The sequence below is a fragment of the Streptococcus sp. Z554 genome (genome assembly GCF_053010305.1).
Window position 1 is genome coordinate 189,465 of sequence record NZ_JBRKNV010000002.1, and the last position, 17,647, is coordinate 207,111.

A 17,647-nucleotide genomic window follows, 5' to 3' on the forward strand; every position below is an offset into this window, starting at 1 on the left:
TATGTTCTTAGTATATCACTTTGGTCAGTTTTAGTCAAGAGATTTGACCAAATTTGACTAATTTTTTTTAAAAAATTTTTATAACAAAAAAACCAGTCATATTGACTGGTTTTTAAATTGCTATTTATGAATCTTAGCTCAATGCATCATCCATTGAAAGTACTTCGTGGAAGACACGTTGTGTCAATTCAGTTTTTTGTTCTGGAGTGAGGTATTTAGTGTTTACACAGTATCCAGAGATACGTACGATTACGTCTTCACCTGACATGATCTTTTCGTAAACATCGTTCAAGTCCATAACGTTCAAGTTCACGTGTTGTCCACCGTTTTCAAAGTAACCATCAAGGATTGTTACCAAGTTATCAACTTGTTCGTCACGAGTTTTACCAAGAGCACGTGGTGATACTTGAGTTGTCAATGAGATACCATCAGCTGCATAACCAAAGTCAAGGCTAGCAAGTGAGTTCAAGTTTTGCAACCATCCACCTTTAGCTTTGTTAGATGGGTTAGCACCTGGTGAGAAGAATTCCAATTTAGACAAGTTCACAGAACCATCTTCGTTGAGGTATACACCTTTGTGGACTGGTGAGTTACCAGTTTGTTTAGAGTAAGCAACGTTAGATGTGATTGTCAAAAGTGATACTGTAGCTTCTGCGTCTTTGTAAAGTTTGTGGCTACGTAGACGAGTTGTATAAGCTTCAATCAACCATTCTGCCAATTCGTTTGAACGTGGGTCATCTTCACCCCAACGTGGGTATTCACCGATTGTTTCGTAATCGTAGATGTAGCCATTTTCGTCACGAATTGGTTTAACTGTAGCGTACTTGATAGCTGACAATGTGTCAACAGTGTTAGCGAATCCACAGATACCGAATCCCATGTTAGCACGTTGTTTAGTTGGCAAGAAGGCCATTTGAACAGCTTCGTAGTTGTACTTGTCAGTCATGTAGTGGATGATGTTCAAAGCATCTACGTAAGTGTCAGTCAACCAGTCAAGAGATTTTTCAAAGTTAGCTTTAACTGATTCGAATTCAAGAACTTCGTCACGGATAGGATCGATGTCAAATACTTTGTAGTCTTTGTGAACATCGTCGTAACCACCGTTCAAACCAGTAAGAAGAGCTTTAAGAACGTTAACGCGAGCACCGAAGTACTGGATGTTGTGACGTTGTTCTTCGTTTTCTGGGTCAAGTGGAGACACACAACATGAGATACAGCTCATTTCACCGTATCCATCTTTAGCCATTGTTGTAACACCTTCGTATTGGATTGAAGAGTGTTTGTGGCTCATGTGCATACAGTAGCGACGGAAGTTGTATGGCAATTTGTCAGTCCAAAGAACTGTCAAGTTTGGTTCTGGAGAGTTACCGATGTTATCAAGAGTGTTCAAGAAACGGTAGTCCATCTTAGTAACACGGTGACGACCGTCGTTACCCATACCAGCCATAGAAGTTGTGATGAAGGTTGGGTCACCTGAGTACAATTGGTCATAAGCTTTTGTACGAGCAAATTTAACTGTACGAAGTTTCATAACGAAATCATCAACAAACTCTTGGATTTCTGATTCAGTAAATGTACCACGAGCAAGGTCACGTTCAGCAAAGATATCCAAGACGATTGGCACACGACCTAGAGATGTAGCTGCACCGTTGATAACGCGGCAGACAGCCATGAAGGCAATGTTTACCCATTGGATAGCTTCTTTAACGTTCATCGCTGGTTTACGAACATCAACTCCGTAAAGGTCACCTAAACGAACAACTTCTTGTAATGCTTGATATTGAAGGTAGATTTCTTCACGAAGACGGATTGTCTCTTCATCGATTTCTTTGATAGCATTCCAATCATTCAATTTTTCTTGCATCAAGAAGTCAGCTCCATAAAGAGCAAGACGTGCGTACACACCAATGATACGTCCACGTGAGTATGAGTCTGGAAGACCAGTTACAGTGTGAGCGTGACGAGCACGACGGATGTTTGAAGTGTAAGCACGGAAGATACCATCGTTAACAGTTGTTACGTATTTAGTGAAAATTTCGTGAACAGCTGGATCTGGTTCGTATCCATTTTCTTTCAAAGTAGTTTCAGCCATACGGATACCACCTTTTGGCATGAAGTTCAATTTGAAGAGTTCATCGTTTTGGATACCATAAATCAATTCGTTTTCTTTGTCGATAAATCCAGCAGGAATATCAGCAATAGAAGTTGGACGAGTGTCCATTGGGAAACGAGTTTCTTCGTAGTGTGCTTTAGTTTCTTCTACGATTTTTTTAATGTGAAGTGAACGCTCTGTTGGTCCTGCAAGGAAGCTTTCATCTCCATCATAAGGTGTGTAGTTAGCTTGTACAAAGCGTGTTACACTTGCTTTTTCTTTCCAGTCAACACCTTTAAAGCCTTCCCAGGCTTTGTCAAAAATGTCCTGTGCTTCAACAACTGTTTTAACAACCATGTTAATGTCCTCTTTTATCTTTCTAGTAACAGTCATCTGTTACATTCATGTATTCAGTATACCACACAGTAAACGATTTCAACAAGTGAAATCACTATTTTTAAACACTTTCTTTTATAATACAGTTGTTATTTTCTTATAAACTGTAGTATAGTTTTGAAAAAGAATTGACTATTTCCTATTTTTTCAGAAAAAAGGTATAATAAGGCTAGAAAATCTACCAAAGAAAGGCCATTTCATGCTGATATTTCCACTGATGAATGATTTATCCCGTAAAATTATCCATATTGACATGGATGCCTTTTTTGCTGCTGTGGAAATTCGTGACAATCCCAAGCTAAAAGGCAAACCCGTTATTATTGGTAGCGACCCTAGGAAAACAGGTGGTCGGGGTGTTGTTTCAACCTGTAGTTATGAAGCCAGAGCATTCGGCATTCACTCAGCCATGAGTTCCAAAGAGGCTTATGAACGCTGTCCTCAAGCTATTTTTATTTCTGGGAACTACGAAAAATATAGTACTGTTGGCCAACAGATTCGAGCTATTTTTAAACGATATACGGATAAAATTGAACCCATGAGTATCGACGAAGCTTATCTAGATGTAACTGACAACAAGCTTGGTATCAAATCTGCTGTTAAAATTGCTCGTTTAATTCAGCAGGATATTTGGAATGAATTACAATTAACAGCTTCTGCTGGTGTATCATACAATAAATTTTTAGCTAAATTGGCAAGTGACTATCAAAAGCCTCGCGGTTTGACAGTCATTCTTCCTGATGATGCTGAAGATTTTCTCAAACAAATGGATATCGCAAAATTCCACGGTGTGGGCAAGAAAACAGTTGAAAAACTCCATCAAATGGGTGTATATACGGGTACTGACCTTTTAGAGGTTTCTGAAATCACTCTCATTGATCGTTTCGGAAGACTCGGTTTTGATCTGTATCGCAAAGCTCGTGGCATTGATAATTCTCCCGTCAAATCAAATCGTATCCGTAAGTCCATCGGAAAAGAAAAAACCTATAGCAAAATTCTCAACATTGAAGAAGATGTCAAAAAAGAGCTAACTCTCCTTTCGGAAAAAGTCGCCCTTAATCTTCAAAAACATGACAAATCAGGAAAGATTGTTATTTTAAAAATTCGCTACTCTGATTTTACCACCTTGACGAAGCGAAAAACTTTAGAGCAGCAAACACAAGACCCTGAACAAATTGCTCAAAGTATTATCCAACTTTACGAAGCACTGAGTGACAAAGATAAGGGTGTTCGCTTATTGGGTGTCACTGTGACTGGATTTTAAAAACCTTGAAGGAATTTACCCTCAAGGTTTTTTTCTTATACAAATAAACGAACAAAGCTATAAAGTAGCAAGACACTACCAAGGACAATGCGGTATTTACCAAACACCGTAAAGTCGTGTTTTTTGACATAGCTAGTTAAGAAACGAATGGAAACCATGCTGACTGCAAAAGCCACTACCATGGCTACCAAGAGCAAGAAGAATTGACCAAAGCTCAAGACTTCTCCTGCTTTGATAAATTTAAAAATCTTCAAAGCGCTGGCTCCAAACATAACTGGAATTCCTAGATAGAAGGTAAACTCTGTCACCACCGAACGACTAGTACCGTTCAACAAACCACCTACGATAGTGGCACCTGAACGACTAGTACCTGGCAAAAGGGCCAAGACCTGGAAAAGTCCAATATAGAGGGCTGTTTTATAAGGTAATTTATCTAACTCAGTAACTGTTGGCTCAATTGCTTGCGCTTTGTTGCGTTTTTCAAGATAGATAAAGGCAACCCCATAAACAATCAACATAATGGCTACTGATACCATATTGTGAAAGTGAGTGTCAAACCAGTCATCAAATTTAAAGACTAGAAGAAGAGGTAAAGTCGCAACAAAAACTTTGGACCATAACTGCCAAGTTTTACGGACTTGTACCTTATCCTTACCTGGCTTGAAGGGATTAAGCTTGTTAAAGTAGATAACCATAACGGCTAAGATGGCACCCAGTTGAATGACTACATTAAACATAGACATGAAGGCTTCATTTTGATCTTTATACTGGATAAACTCTTCCGCTAGGATTAAGTGGCCAGTACTTGAAATCGGCAACCATTCCGTAATTCCTTCAACAATCCCAAAAAAGATTGATTTTAAAATTTCAATAAAATACATAGATTACTCCTTTTTCTATCTTTCATTATATCATACTTTTAAAGGCTGTGTTGAGTTTTCTTTAGAAAGCACCAACACTTCCACCACCGCCACCACCTGAGAATCCTCCACCAGAGCCACCACTCCCAGATGATACAGAGAAGGTACTTGCTGTATTTGCGACCGAAGTGTATTGATGAATGTGAGCAGTAGACGTATAAAACTGTTTATCCCATCCAGCAGATACATAAAGATTCATATCTGCATTTTCAAGTTGGATATTGCGAAGCTTCATGATTTTATTCACTTTCTTGGCGTATCCATAGAGAGTCGCATAGACCAAAAGGCGATTCCAAAGTACAATGCTCTCTAGTTCAGCCTTATCAAGATGAGCTATATCCCGAAGCATGTTTTCAAAACTTGTCCAGAGATAAAAGGCTTCTGCTCCCTCTTCATTTAAGACTCCATCACGAGAAGGACCTCGAGTCACAAAATGAACTAAAGTACTAGCTAGCAACCCCATGAAACCGAGTGACAGTAAAGGAAGTGAAAAATAACCATGTGTTCGTAAGCTATAGTAGAAGATGAGAAGGCCGACAATACCTGTTACAGCCGAGCAGACTTTCATTTTTTTGACAATATTATTTTCTTGATCCGTCAAAGGACGATAATAACTTGGAATTCGTAAAATGTTCACCTTGTCTCGAACACAACTTTGCATACGTTCAAGTCGTCTCTCGAAGGAACGTTTGAGGTGAAAGCCAAATTCTCGAATATGCTTCTCATCAGCTTCCTTAGCTCCATGGAACAAAACTGAAGAAACTTGATACTCAGGGAAAAGATCTGAAAGAGCCAGTTCTTTATTTGTAGAAAGAGTCATCCGTAGGCATTCCTTCTCAAAATTAGACAAACCCTTTTCATTGTTAATTTTGATCCATGGCTCTTCTTCACCTTGAAAAATGGATAAATTCCCGCGATCGACTAAATCTAACAAGGTTGCCTGGATTAGTTGTTCAAAACTGAACTTACCAAACTTCTGCTTGTTTAGAGGGCTAACTTCCTCTAAGGATGTTGAATAGATTGCTTCTGCCAAAACCATTGGAGGTAGGTCCATTGGGGGTTCGTAAAGACGATGATTCTTTGGATATACCTTTTTAAGAGTCGTATGCTGACGAAATTCTCTATAATAGTGGATTGTTACTAGCAACAGAGCCGTAAAGAAGATTGGAAAAATCCATTTTATCATGACCTTGGCGTGAACTTTTTCAGCCTTTATTTCTACCTCAACTCTTTTAAAGTTACTTAGATTATCTTCATCCAGTCCTTGGCTTGGAGCACTTGAGAAAGCTTCTCTCGGCCAATAGGCATGCAGCTCAACTTGACGATTTCTAGGAAGATTTTTCATCTTCACCCGATACATATCGTTTACCTTCTCTACACTCCCCTCATTGAGGAGTTTACCGGTATGGAAAAAGAGTTTTTCGGCTGGTTTGTCCGATGTTACTCGAAATTCTAAATCTTTAATATCCCCTGAACTATCTGTCAGTGGTTGCCAATTCAGCTCAGCAATATCCTGATATAAGAAAAGAAGATTTTTCAATTGCCAAGTAACAGTTACCCGAACAGTATCTCCTGCATTTCCCGGATTAAAGATGGTGACCTTGTAGCCTTCCTCTTCTTCCTTAGTATACGAGAGAACGTCTTGAACAAGTTGGCCATTTTTGGATACTAAGACAGTTGGTTCATCATCAATCTCAAAGCCTTCTGGCATTTTCCCTGCTTTTCCTAGTCCAATCAATTGACCATTAAAGTCATCTTTAAATTTGTAGGTGATTGTTTGTTGGAAAACTGCTGTATTATCTGCATGAATATTCAAATCACCCTTATAGGATAGAATGTCGAAGTCTACTGCAAAAACAAGGCTCGGTATAAATAGTAAAAAAGTAAATACCAGAGCAAGTAGCCATCTCTTTTTCATCTTACATTCCCTTTCACATTTTTTCACTATTATATCATTTTTTAGAACTTAAGATTTGCTTGTATTGAAAATCTCACCATTTTTAGATACAATAGAGGGAGCCATTTTTAGACTAGAAATAGGAGAAAACATGAAAAAATTATGCTTATCTATCCTTGCTAGCCTAGCCCTGACCCTAGGACTAGTTAGCCAGGTCCAAGCCGATGAATATTTACGCATCGGGATGGAAGCAGCTTACGCACCTTTTAACTGGACCCAAGACGACGATAGCAACGGTGCTGTCAAGATTGACGGAACCAACCAATACGCTAATGGTTATGACGTTCAAATTGCAAAAAAAATCGCTAAAGACCTCGGTAAAGAACCACTGATTGTTAAAACAAAATGGGAAGGACTCGTTCCAGCGCTGACTTCTGGCAAAATTGATATGATTATTGCAGGTATGAGCCCAACTGCTGAACGTAAGCAAGAAATTACCTTCTCAAGCAGTTACTACACTAGTGAACCTGTTCTCTTAGTAAAGAAAGACTCAAGCTATGCTAATGCTACTAGCTTAAATGACTTTGAAGGTGCTAAAATCACTTCTCAACAAGGTGTTTACCTTTATGATTTGATTTCACAAATACCAGGAGCTAAAAAAGAAACAGCTATGGGTGATTTTGCACAAATGCGTCAAGCTCTTGAAGCTGGTGTCATTGACGCCTATGTTTCTGAACGTCCTGAGGCTCTAACCGCTGAGTCAGCAAATGCCAAGTTCAAAATGATTCAACCTGAACCTGGTTTTAAAACTGGGGAAGAAGATACCTCTATCGCAATCGGTCTTCGTAAAGATGATGACCGTATCAGCCAAATCAATGCTAGCATCGAAACCATTTCTAAGGAAGAACAAGTTGCACTAATGGATCGTATGATCAAGGAACAACCTGTTCAAGCTACAACTACTGAAGAAAACAGTAGTAGTTTCTTTAGTCAAGTTGCTAAAATTCTAACTGAGAACTGGCAACAACTCCTGCGCGGTGCTGGAATCACACTTTTGATTTCAATTATCGGTACCATCGTTGGTCTCGTTATTGGTCTTGCTATCGGTGTTTTCCGTACTGCCCCTCAATCTGAAAATCAATTTATCTACCTTATCCAAAATCTACTTGGTTGGATTCTCAATATTTATATTGAAATTTTCCGTGGAACACCTATGATTGTACAATCTATGGTTATCTACTATGGAACTGCTCAAGCTTTTGGAATTAACCTTGACCGTACTCTTGCTGCTATCTTTATCGTTTCCATCAATACCGGTGCCTACATGACCGAAATCGTTCGTGGTGGTATCCTGGCTGTCGACAAGGGACAATTTGAAGCGGCAACTGCACTTGGTATGACTCATAATCAAACCATGCGTAAGATCGTTCTACCTCAAGTCGTTCGAAACATTTTGCCTGCAACTGGTAATGAGTTTGTTATCAATATCAAGGATACTTCTGTATTGAATGTTATCTCTGTTGTAGAACTTTACTTCTCAGGAAATACGGTAGCGACACAAACCTACCAATACTTCCAAACCTTTACCATCATCGCAGTTATCTACTTTGTCCTCACCTTTACAGTGACACGTATCCTCCGCTACATCGAAAAACGGATGGATATGGATACCTATACTACAGGTGCTAACCAAATGCAAACGGAGGATTTGAAATAATGAATCAACCCATTCTTGAAATCAAACACCTCAAAAAATCCTATGGACAAAACGAGGTTCTAAAAGATATTTCCCTTACTATTCACAAAGGTGAGGTTATTTCTATCATCGGAAGTTCTGGTAGTGGTAAATCAACCTTCCTACGTTCGATCAACCTTCTCGAAACACCAACTGAAGGTGAAATCCTTTATCACGGTGAAAACGTCCTCGAAAAAGGCTATAACCTCACTCACTATCGTGAAAAATTAGGAATGGTCTTTCAATCCTTCAACCTCTTTGAAAATCTCAACGTACTTGAAAATACAATCGTTGCCCAAACAACTGTACTCAAACGCGACCGCTCAGAAGCAGAGAAAATTGCAAAAGAAAATCTTGAAAAAGTTGGTATGGGAGAACGTTACTGGCAAGCTAAACCTAAACAACTTTCCGGTGGTCAAAAGCAACGTGTGGCTATTGCTCGCGCACTTTCAATGAATCCTGATGCCATCCTCTTTGACGAGCCTACTTCAGCGCTTGACCCTGAAATGGTTGGTGAAGTCCTTAAAATCATGCAAGACTTAGCTCAAGAAGGCTTGACCATGATCGTCGTGACCCACGAAATGGAATTTGCTCGCGATGTATCACACCGTGTCATCTTTATGGATAAGGGCGTCATTGCTGAAGAAGGCAAACCAGAAGAACTATTTACAAATCCTAAAGAAGAACGTACAAAAGAATTTTTACAACGTTATCTTCGATAAAAAAGACTGCAATTGCAGTCTTTTTTCTATTCCTACAAATGAAAAGGCAGATTCTTTTCGAACCTGCCTATATCCAAAGACTAATCTTCAAATTTTTCATGATTTTTATTGTAGAAATCAATTAAGCCGAGGGCTGTTTCAAAGGAAATGTTTTTAACTTTTGCACGTCCCTGAGCCAAAGCAATGATAGACATCTCACGCGCATTCGTTTCCTTAGAAATACGATACCCTGTGATTTTCTTATCACGAACCCAGCTAACAACTGCTTCTACTTTTTCAAAGTTAGACTTAGCCATGTTATTCTCCTATTGTTTTTCTTTACGCAATTTCATTCTATATATTTTTATAATATTTGTCAATTAAAACACATATATTAATAACGTTATTGCGTTAAGATTGTAATTATTTAGCTTTCAAAGCTGATAATATATGGGTTCGTATATCTTCAACTCCATTAGGATTTGCTGGCAAGAATATTGCATTATTTCCTTGTTTATCTGCAAAATTATTCAATGTATCCAAATACTGATTGGTTAATAGGATTGACATAATTTGTTCTTCAGTTAATTCGACATTGGCTCCTTTTAACTCTTTAATAGAATCAGCAAGTCCATCAACAATTGCTTTTCGCTGCTCTGCGATCCCCACACCATGGAGGCGATCTTTTTCTGCCTCAGCTTCTGCCGCTGTAACGATCTTAATCTTATCTGCTTCAGCCAATTCTTGAGCTGCCACTCTCTTACGTTGGGCAGCATTAATTTCGTTCATGGATTGTTTGACTTCTGCATCCGGCTCAACTTTGGTAATGAGCGTCTTAACGATAATATACCCATACGTCGACATTTCTTCTGCTACTTGCTTTTGAACTTCTAATGCAATTTCATCTTTTTTCTCAAACAATTCATCCAAAGTTAACTTAGGAACAGATGAGCGCAATGCATCTTCGATATAAGATTTAATCTGAGCTTCAGGTCTCATCAATTTATAGTAAGCGTCTGTAACGTTTAACTCATTTACACGGTACTGAGTTGCGACATTCATGGTCACAAAAACGTTATCTTGGGTTTTGGTTTCAACCACGATCTCACTCTGTAAAAGGCGTAGCTGCACACGAGCTGCAATTTTGTCAATGCCAAATGGTGCCCGTAGATGAATACCACTATTACTTAACTTTTGATACTTACCAAATCGTTCGATAATTGCAACAGACTGTTGACGAACGACATAAACAGAGCTCACTAACACAGCTCCTACAATAAGCATTAGAATTAATAGAACAAGTAAAACTTTTAAAACCATGGGAATCTCCCCCTTTCTTCACTTACATTATAGCACTCGTATATAGGTTAGGCAAATAATATGATAAAAATTTTATAGGATTTTAAACAAGCATATTATATAAGGTCTCGTTCCCATTCAAGTTAATATAAGACGGATCAAACTTCTCCATCCGGTGGATTAACCCAGCATAATCATGCTTGTTAGCAAGGGCAATCCCAATTAAGACAGGTCCTGTTCCCTTACTAGCACGTTTAATATACTCAAAACGAGTGATATCATCATTCGGTCCCAAGATATCATTTACAAATTCTCGAAGAGCCCCTGGACGTTGTGGGAAGTTGACCACAAAGTAATGCTTGATTCCATCATAAATCAAGGCACGTTCTTCCATCTCTGGCATCCGGTTGATATCGTTATTGCCTCCAGAGATGATACAACAAATGGTCTTACCTTTTATATAATCTGACAGTACTTCAAGAGCCGCCACACTAGCAGCACCTGCAGGCTCAGCTACAATCCCTTGTTTAGAGTATAGATCAATCAAGGTTTCAGAAATCAAACCTTCATCCACTCCGATAAGCGTTTCAACGTTTTTACGAGTTGCTTCATAGGTCAACTGCCCAACCTTCTGCACAGCAATCCCGTCCGCAAACTTATCAATTTCTTTGAGTTTAACCGGTCCCCCAGCCTCAAAGGCTGCCTTCATGGAACGAGCTCCGTTAGCTTCTACACCGATCACTTCAATTGTTGGATTTGTTTCTTTTATATAAGTAGAAACTCCCGCAATGAGCCCTCCACCTCCTACAGGCACCAAAACAGTATCAAAATCAATAGATTCTTTTCGTGCTTCTTCTAAAATTTCGTAGGCTACGGTTCCTTGACCTGCTTGAACATAGGAGTCATCAAAGGGATCAATAAAAGTACGATTTTCAGCAACTGTATAGTCTTGAGCTGCCTTGGCCGAGGCATCAAAGGTATCACCAACTAATTTGATGGTTACAAAATCTCCACCAAAGAAACGAACTTGCCCAATCTTCTGTTGAGGTGTTGTAATGGGCATAAAAATGGTTGCAGGAATTTTCATCTCATTACAAGTGTATGCTACTCCTTGGGCATGATTTCCGGCTGATGCACAAACTACTCCACGTTCACGCTCTTCCTTAGTCAGTTGCGAAATGGCATAATATGCTCCACGAATCTTAAAAGAACGCACTCGTTGGGCATTTTCTTTTTTGAGATAAATTTTTGCGCCGTATTTTTCTGATAGGTAATGATCATAGTCAAGCGGTGTTTCAGCTACCACACCCTTTAAAACTTTATGGGCTTTCACCACATCTTTTGCACTTATCATATTTTCTCTTTCTTGATAGGATCCAAAATGTGAAAGCGAGCTCGGTCCCCCCAACTCGCCTTCATGTTTACATATTAGTTGTAGATTTTGAATGCGTCATCGTCGTTTTTACCGACAAATGGCATTGCTTTACGCAATTCAGCACCAACCTTTTCAATTTCAAGGTTCGCAGCTTGTTCACGGTAGGCAGTTAATTTTGGACGTCCAGCTTTGTAGTCGTTTACGAAGTCATTTGCAAATTTACCATTTTGGATGTCCGCAAGAACTGCTTTCATGTTTTCTTTCACTTGTTCAGTAATGACACGTGGACCTGAAACGTAATCACCGTATTCAGCAGTGTTTGAAATAGATTGACGCATTTTCTTGAATCCACCTTCGTAAATCAAGTCAACGATCAATTTCATTTCGTGAAGGACTTCAAAGTAAGCCAATTCTGGTGCATAACCAGCTTCAGTCAAGACTTCGAAACCTGCTTCCATCAAGGCAGTCAAACCACCACAAAGAACGGCTTGTTCACCGAACAAATCTTCTTCTGTTTCTTCTTTAAAGCTTGTTTCAAGAAGTCCAACGCGTGCTGAACCAACACCTTTAGCCCAGTCCATAGCGATATCTTTCGCATTTCCTGTAGCATCTTGATAAACTGCATAAAGTGCTGGAACACCAAATCCTTCTTCGTAAGTACGACGTACCAAGTGTCCTGGTCCTTTAGGAGCACACATGAAGACATCAACATCTGCAGGAACTTTGATGAATTCAAAGTGAATGTTGAAACCATGTGCAAATCCGACAGCATTCCCAGCTTCCAAGTTTGGAGCCACTTCTTCTGCATAAAGGTCAGCTTGGATTTCATCTGGTGCCAAGATCATGATGACATCCGCTAATTTAGTTGCTTCTGCTACTGTGTAAGTATCAAAACCATCTTCTTTTGCTTTCTCAAAAGATTTACCAGGACGAACCCCGATGATCACATCATGACCTGAATCACGTAAGTTTTGAGCGTGTGCATGTCCCTGTGAACCATAACCGATAACGGCGATTTTTTTACCTTCAAGTGCTGCTACTTTTACATCTTTTTCGTATTCCATTTGAACTGCCATAGTTTTTTCTCTCTTTTCTATTTTTATTGCCTGTTAGGCTATTTTAACAAATTTAGGTTATTTTTTACTCAATGAAAATCAAAGAGCAAATTAGGAAGCTAACCACAGGCTGTACCTGAGTACGCCAAGGCGAAGCTGACGTGATTTGAATTTGATTTTCAAAGAGTATTAGTCACGGGTAAATCCAGTTGCACCAGTACGAGCAATATTCTTAATACCATATGGTCGAATAACCCGAATCAAGGCTTCACTCTTTTCTGCATTCCCAGTCATCTGAACGGTGATGGAGCTTGGAGCTACATCAACTACCGTTGCACGGAAAGGCTGGATAATCGCTAAGATTTCTGCTCGCTTCTCCGCAGGAGCTGAAATCTTTACCAAAATAACTTCGCGCTCTAAGTGCGGTTTATCTGTGATATCACGAACACGAATCACATCGACCTGGCGGTTGAGTTGCTTGATGATTTGTTCCACTTCATCCTGAGATGCGACATCAATGATAATCGTAATCCGTGACACATTGGGATTTTCTGTCGCCCCTACCGAAATACTCTCAATGTTAACTTGGCGTCTAGACAAGACACCAGTAAAGCGATTGAGAACTCCGGATCGGTTTTGAAGTTTGGCTGTTAACATTCTACGCATTAAACTTCACCCCCAACATTTCATGGTTACTCTTACCAGCTGGTACCATTGGTAAAACATGCTCTTTACGAGAAATGTCTACCTCGATAAACATTGGTACATCCTCTGTGATGACTTCCAGATCCTTCTCTAATGTTTCAGGATTGTCAAATTTATAATTCTTAATTCCATAGGCTTGAGCCATCAACTGGAAATCTGGAAGGCTATCAAAGACTGACTCTGATGTTCGTCCATCATAGAAGGCTTCTTGCCACTGACGAACCATGCCTAGTGAATGGTTATTCAGCATGATGACCTTGATTGGAATCTTATAAATGTTTAAGATTGCCAATTCCTGATTGGTCATTTGGAAACCACCATCACCGACAAAGAGAACGACTTCTTTATCTGGATTGGCAATTTTTGCTCCGATAGCTGCAGGAACTCCGAATCCCATAGTTCCTAGGCCACCTGATGTTACGAGTTGACGCTCGTTTTGGTATGGATAGTATTGAGCCGTCCACATTTGGTGTTGTCCAACGTCAGTTACGACAATGGCATCACCCTTGGTCAATTCACCAATACGTTCAATAACTGCTTGTGGTTGGACAACACGTTCCTTCTTATCATAAGAACGAACACGATTCTTATCTTTTGTAACTTTTTCAATCCATTTTTCAGTATTGTTACGAACGATTGGCTCCGCTAGTAACTGCTGCAAAGCCTTTTTCGCATCACCAACAACTGGAATATCAACTGCAATAATCTTACCAATCTCTGCGGGATCGATATCTATATGCGCTACTTTAGCATTCTTAGCAAAGGTCTTTGGATTTCCAGTCAAACGGTCATCAAAACGACAACCAATAGAAATCATGAAATCTGCTTCAGTCATAGCAATGTTAGCTGCAAAGGAACCATGCATTCCACCCATTCCCAAAAATAGAGGGTGGCTAGTTGAAATTGTTCCTTGTCCCAAAAGACTTGTCACAACTGGAATTTGATAGCGCTCTGCAAATTCATTTAACTCTGCAGCAGCCTCAGCATAACTAATACCACCACCAGCCAATAAGACTGGTTTCTTAGCCTTAGAGAGTTGTTTCAAGATTTTCTTGATTTGCATCTCATTTGGCTCTAGAGTTGGTTGATAACCTGGTAAATCTATCACTGATGAATAGACGAAGTCCGTTTCAAGGGCAGAAACATCTTTTGGTAAGTCAATGACAACTGGTCCTGGGCGACCTGTAGTTGCAATATGTACAGCCTCTGTAATCACACGTGGAATATCCGCCGTCTCTCGAACCTGATAGTTGTACTTGGTAATCGGCATGGTAATCCCAACAATATCTGCTTCTTGGAAAGCATCCTTACCGATTCCCGCTCTTGCGACTTGTCCTGTGAAAACCAAAAGGGGAACACTATCACTCATGGCATCTGCAATACCCGTAATGGCATTCGTAGCTCCTGGTCCACTTGTGACGACTGCGACACCAAGTTTTCCTGTTGACTTAGCATAACCTTCAGCTTCATGAAGACAACCTTGTTCATGACGACCTAGAATATGGCGAATACCTTTAAAATTATAAATAGCATCATATAAAGGCAATACAGCTCCGCCTGGATAACCAAAGATCGTGTCAATTCCTAAATCACGGAGTGTTTCCAAAACAAGTTCTGATCCCGACTTTGGTGAATCTAAAATGATTTTCTCCATCGTTCCCCTTTCTGTTCTCTTAAAATGACTTGTTTCTATAATACCATTTTTTCAAAAATTTTCAAGGCAAAATAAGCAATTTTCTGAATTTTCTATCTAGACGTTTTTTCACATACTTTTGCTTGCTTATCTTGATACTCGATTTCATTATTTTGAGAAATATAAAAAGGTTGAGACAGATCTGTCTTCAACCTTTTTTTTATATTTTCTACTTATTAAAGTGAGTTAACGTCAACCTTGATACCCACACCTTGAGTAGTTGTGATTGTCAAGCTTGTTACGTAAGTTCCTTTAGCTGTAGCTGGTTTAGCTTTTTGGATTGTTTCGTTGAATGCTTTGAAGTTTTCAACCAACTTGTCAGCTTCAAATGAAACTTTACCGATGATTGCTTGTACGATACCTGCACGGTCAGCACGGTAAGTGATCTTACCACCTTTAGACTCTTCAACTGCTTTAGCAACATCCATTGTTACAGTACCAGTTTTAGGGTTTGGCATCAAGTTACGTGGTCCAAGGACACGTCCAAGACGTCCAACAAGAGCCATCATGTCAGGTGTAGCGATAACTACGTCGAAGTCCAACCAACCGTCGTTGATTTTCGCAACAAGGTCGTCTTCACCAACGAAGTCTGCACCAGCAGCTTTTGCTTCTTCAGCTTTTGCACCACGTGCAAATACAAGAACGCGAGCTGTTTTACCAGTACCGTTTGGCAATACCATTGCTCCACGGATTTGTTGGTCAGCTTTTTTCACGTCGATGTTCAAGTTGTATGCAACTTCTACAGTTGCGTCAAATTTTGCAAAGTTAGTTTCTTTTGCAAGAGCTACAGCTTCTTCTACGCTGTATGCTTTTGTGCTGTCGATTTTCTCAAGAGCAGCACGAAGTTGTTTGCTTTTTTTAGCCATTTTCTATTCTCCTTGTAAGTGGTTCAATCGATTTTCATCTCCCACGTCACTTCTCGAAATGATGAAGTCTTGCGGGTTATATAGGGAAGTTATTGATTAGTCAACAACAGTGAATCCCATAGAACGAGCAGTACCTTCGATCATACGCATTGCAGACTCAATGTTTGCAGCGTTCAAATCTGGCATCTTAGTTTCTGCAATTTCTTGTACTTGTGCACGAGTAACTGTAGCAACTTTAGTTTTGTTAGGTGTACCTGATCCTTTTTCAACACCTGCAGCTTTTTTCAAAAGAACAGCAGCTGGTGGTGTTTTAGTAACGAAAGTAAATGATTTATCTTCGTATACTGAGATAACAACTGGAATGATCATACCAGCTTGATCAGCTGTACGAGCGTTGAACTCTTTTGTGAATCCCATGATGTTGATACCAGCTTGACCAAGAGCAGGTCCAACCGGTGGAGCTGGTGTAGCTTTACCAGCAGGGATTTGCAATTTTACAAGTTTTTCGACTTTTTTAGCCATTTTTAAATCCTCCTTTGTGGTTTTGGCGGTAATTTAGAGATTTTTACCTCCCACAAGTATGTTTTACACATACCCTACTATTATACACTAATCTCTCTCAAATGCAAGAGAAAAATTCTATTTTTAGAGAAATTTTATAACTGAATTCGACTATTATTTCTTTCGTTAAAAACCCCTGAACTACAAACAAAAAACCGCTCTATTTTGAGCGATTATAAGGGATACTAAATTTTGTAGGAGTCCAGCTTTAAGAGCAGGCTTGTCCCTTTTTCAGTACTTCCGCTCTCCACAAATCCAAGGGACTCAAAACATCGTCTGGAGGCATAATTGAAATCATAGATTTCCTGAACTTTTAATTCTTTCCATCCTCTTTGTCGAGCTAGATCAATCAAAGTCTTCAAAACCTTACATCCAAGTCCTTGATGCTGATAAGTTGGATTGCCAATCACAATAGGAATATTCTCCAGAGATAAGGTGACATCCCCAATCGGAAGCCACTCTCCCTTTTCTCGAAACTCAATCCAGAACAAATCCCCGTGTTCCTCTAAATAGGAATACATGGCATTTAATTTTTCCAAACTATAGGGAATTCGAATGCCATCTACCAGTTCCACCAAATCCACATCTTGATACCAGGATAAAGCTGTATCACGATGATCTGCTAAAAAATAGGGAACTAGACGTAGATAATCATCTATCTGAATAATCTTTGGCATCTTTTTTTACTCCTAACAACTGCTTCACTGCTTGATTAAAACCATCACACCAGTTGTACCATTTTGCTTCATACTCATCTTGTGGTAAGATACGATTTTTTAGATCCAGAATAGAGTATATTTTCTTTTCCTCGCAAGCTTGTGCATAAAGGTTATATAGCTCATCACCACCATCTTTATCCCATTCAGCAGAAATCGTATTTTGACCCGCCAACAAAGCTTGATAAGCTCTGTGATGTCCGTCTGTAATTAGCAAGCGATCTCCAAATGCAAGAACACTGATTGGATTAATACTTGGCTTTTCTACCGACTGATAAAGCATCTGAATATCTTGCAACTTCTTTTCTGATAAGTATAGTTGGGTCGGATGAAGATCTTTTATCTTGACTTCCATTTTTTCTCCTCAAGAAGAGT

At 39.5% G+C, this 17,647-nt stretch carries 16 protein-coding genes; 3 read left to right on the forward strand and 13 right to left on the reverse strand.

The window, feature by feature from the left end:
* Window positions 1-133: 133 nt before the first annotated feature.
* Window positions 134-2,449: a formate C-acetyltransferase gene (gene pflB / locus ACVC7R_RS03315; RefSeq protein WP_447263530.1), complete on the reverse strand. Its 2,316-nt coding sequence runs from the start codon at window positions 2,447-2,449 to the stop codon at window positions 134-136.
* A 238-nt stretch (window positions 2,450-2,687) separates the two neighbouring features.
* Between pflB and dinB the strand changes: the two genes are divergently transcribed.
* A complete protein-coding gene (dinB, locus tag ACVC7R_RS03320; RefSeq protein WP_447263531.1) occupies window positions 2,688-3,749 on the forward strand; it encodes a DNA polymerase IV in 1,062 nt (353 codons plus the stop codon).
* Between the two features lie 35 nt (window positions 3,750-3,784).
* On the opposite strand, the gene ACVC7R_RS03325 is transcribed toward dinB, so the two are convergent.
* Window positions 3,785-4,630 (reverse strand): undecaprenyl-diphosphate phosphatase, encoded by an 846-nt coding sequence (locus ACVC7R_RS03325; protein WP_447263532.1) that lies wholly within the window; start codon window positions 4,628-4,630, stop codon window positions 3,785-3,787.
* Between the two features lie 61 nt (window positions 4,631-4,691).
* Entirely contained in the window at window positions 4,692-6,587 is a 1,896-nt protein-coding gene (locus ACVC7R_RS03330; protein WP_447263533.1) for a DUF2207 family protein, read from the reverse strand.
* Window positions 6,588-6,717: 130 nt separating this feature from the next.
* Between ACVC7R_RS03330 and ACVC7R_RS03335 the strand changes: the two genes are divergently transcribed.
* Window positions 6,718-8,283, forward strand: a complete 1,566-nt coding sequence (locus ACVC7R_RS03335) for an ABC transporter substrate-binding protein/permease (RefSeq protein ID WP_447263534.1) — start codon at window positions 6,718-6,720, stop codon at window positions 8,281-8,283.
* The gene (locus tag ACVC7R_RS03340) at window positions 8,283-9,023 is read left to right on the forward strand and encodes an amino acid ABC transporter ATP-binding protein (RefSeq protein ID WP_447263535.1); all 741 of its coding nucleotides are present in this window, start codon (window positions 8,283-8,285) and stop codon (window positions 9,021-9,023) included. Before ACVC7R_RS03335 ends, ACVC7R_RS03340 begins: the two co-directional genes overlap by 1 nt.
* An 80-nt stretch (window positions 9,024-9,103) precedes the next feature.
* On the opposite strand, the gene ACVC7R_RS03345 is transcribed toward ACVC7R_RS03340, so the two are convergent.
* The 10 genes from ACVC7R_RS03345 to ACVC7R_RS03390 form a co-directional block, all read right to left on the reverse strand.
* A complete protein-coding gene (locus ACVC7R_RS03345; RefSeq protein WP_004251963.1) occupies window positions 9,104-9,319 on the reverse strand; it encodes a capsule biosynthesis transcriptional regulator in 216 nt (71 codons plus the stop codon).
* 106 nt (window positions 9,320-9,425) lie between these two features.
* On the reverse strand, window positions 9,426-10,322 hold the full coding sequence (locus ACVC7R_RS03350) for an SPFH domain-containing protein (RefSeq protein ID WP_447263536.1): 897 nt from the start codon (window positions 10,320-10,322) through the stop codon (window positions 9,426-9,428).
* Between the two features lie 82 nt (window positions 10,323-10,404).
* Complete coding sequence (ilvA, locus tag ACVC7R_RS03355; RefSeq protein WP_447263537.1) at window positions 10,405-11,655, reverse strand: threonine ammonia-lyase IlvA; 1,251 nt, start codon at window positions 11,653-11,655, stop codon at window positions 10,405-10,407.
* A gap of 74 nt (window positions 11,656-11,729) precedes the next feature.
* Window positions 11,730-12,752, reverse strand: a complete 1,023-nt coding sequence (ilvC, locus tag ACVC7R_RS03360; protein WP_447263538.1) for a ketol-acid reductoisomerase — start codon at window positions 12,750-12,752, stop codon at window positions 11,730-11,732.
* 168 nt (window positions 12,753-12,920) lie between these two features.
* The gene (ilvN, locus tag ACVC7R_RS03365) at window positions 12,921-13,397 is read right to left on the reverse strand and encodes an acetolactate synthase small subunit (protein ID WP_447263539.1); all 477 of its coding nucleotides are present in this window, start codon (window positions 13,395-13,397) and stop codon (window positions 12,921-12,923) included.
* Entirely contained in the window at window positions 13,390-15,090 is a 1,701-nt protein-coding gene (locus tag ACVC7R_RS03370; protein WP_447263540.1) for an acetolactate synthase large subunit, read from the reverse strand. Before ACVC7R_RS03370 ends, ilvN begins: the two co-directional genes overlap by 8 nt.
* A gap of 215 nt (window positions 15,091-15,305) precedes the next feature.
* Window positions 15,306-15,995, reverse strand: coding sequence for a 50S ribosomal protein L1 (gene rplA, locus ACVC7R_RS03375; protein WP_001085672.1), 690 nt, complete (start codon window positions 15,993-15,995; stop codon window positions 15,306-15,308).
* A 96-nt stretch (window positions 15,996-16,091) separates the two neighbouring features.
* Window positions 16,092-16,517: a 50S ribosomal protein L11 gene (gene rplK / locus ACVC7R_RS03380; RefSeq protein WP_001085808.1), complete on the reverse strand. Its 426-nt coding sequence runs from the start codon at window positions 16,515-16,517 to the stop codon at window positions 16,092-16,094.
* Window positions 16,518-16,741: 224 nt separating this feature from the next.
* Window positions 16,742-17,233 carry a GNAT family N-acetyltransferase gene (locus ACVC7R_RS03385; protein ID WP_447263541.1) on the reverse strand — a complete coding sequence of 164 codons (492 nt, stop codon included), beginning with the start codon at window positions 17,231-17,233 and terminating at the stop codon, window positions 16,742-16,744.
* Window positions 17,208-17,627 carry a chromosome partitioning protein ParB gene (locus ACVC7R_RS03390; RefSeq protein ID WP_447263542.1) on the reverse strand — a complete coding sequence of 140 codons (420 nt, stop codon included), beginning with the start codon at window positions 17,625-17,627 and terminating at the stop codon, window positions 17,208-17,210. The genes ACVC7R_RS03385 and ACVC7R_RS03390 overlap by 26 nt, the downstream gene beginning before the upstream one ends.
* Between the last annotated feature and the right edge of the window lie 20 nt (window positions 17,628-17,647).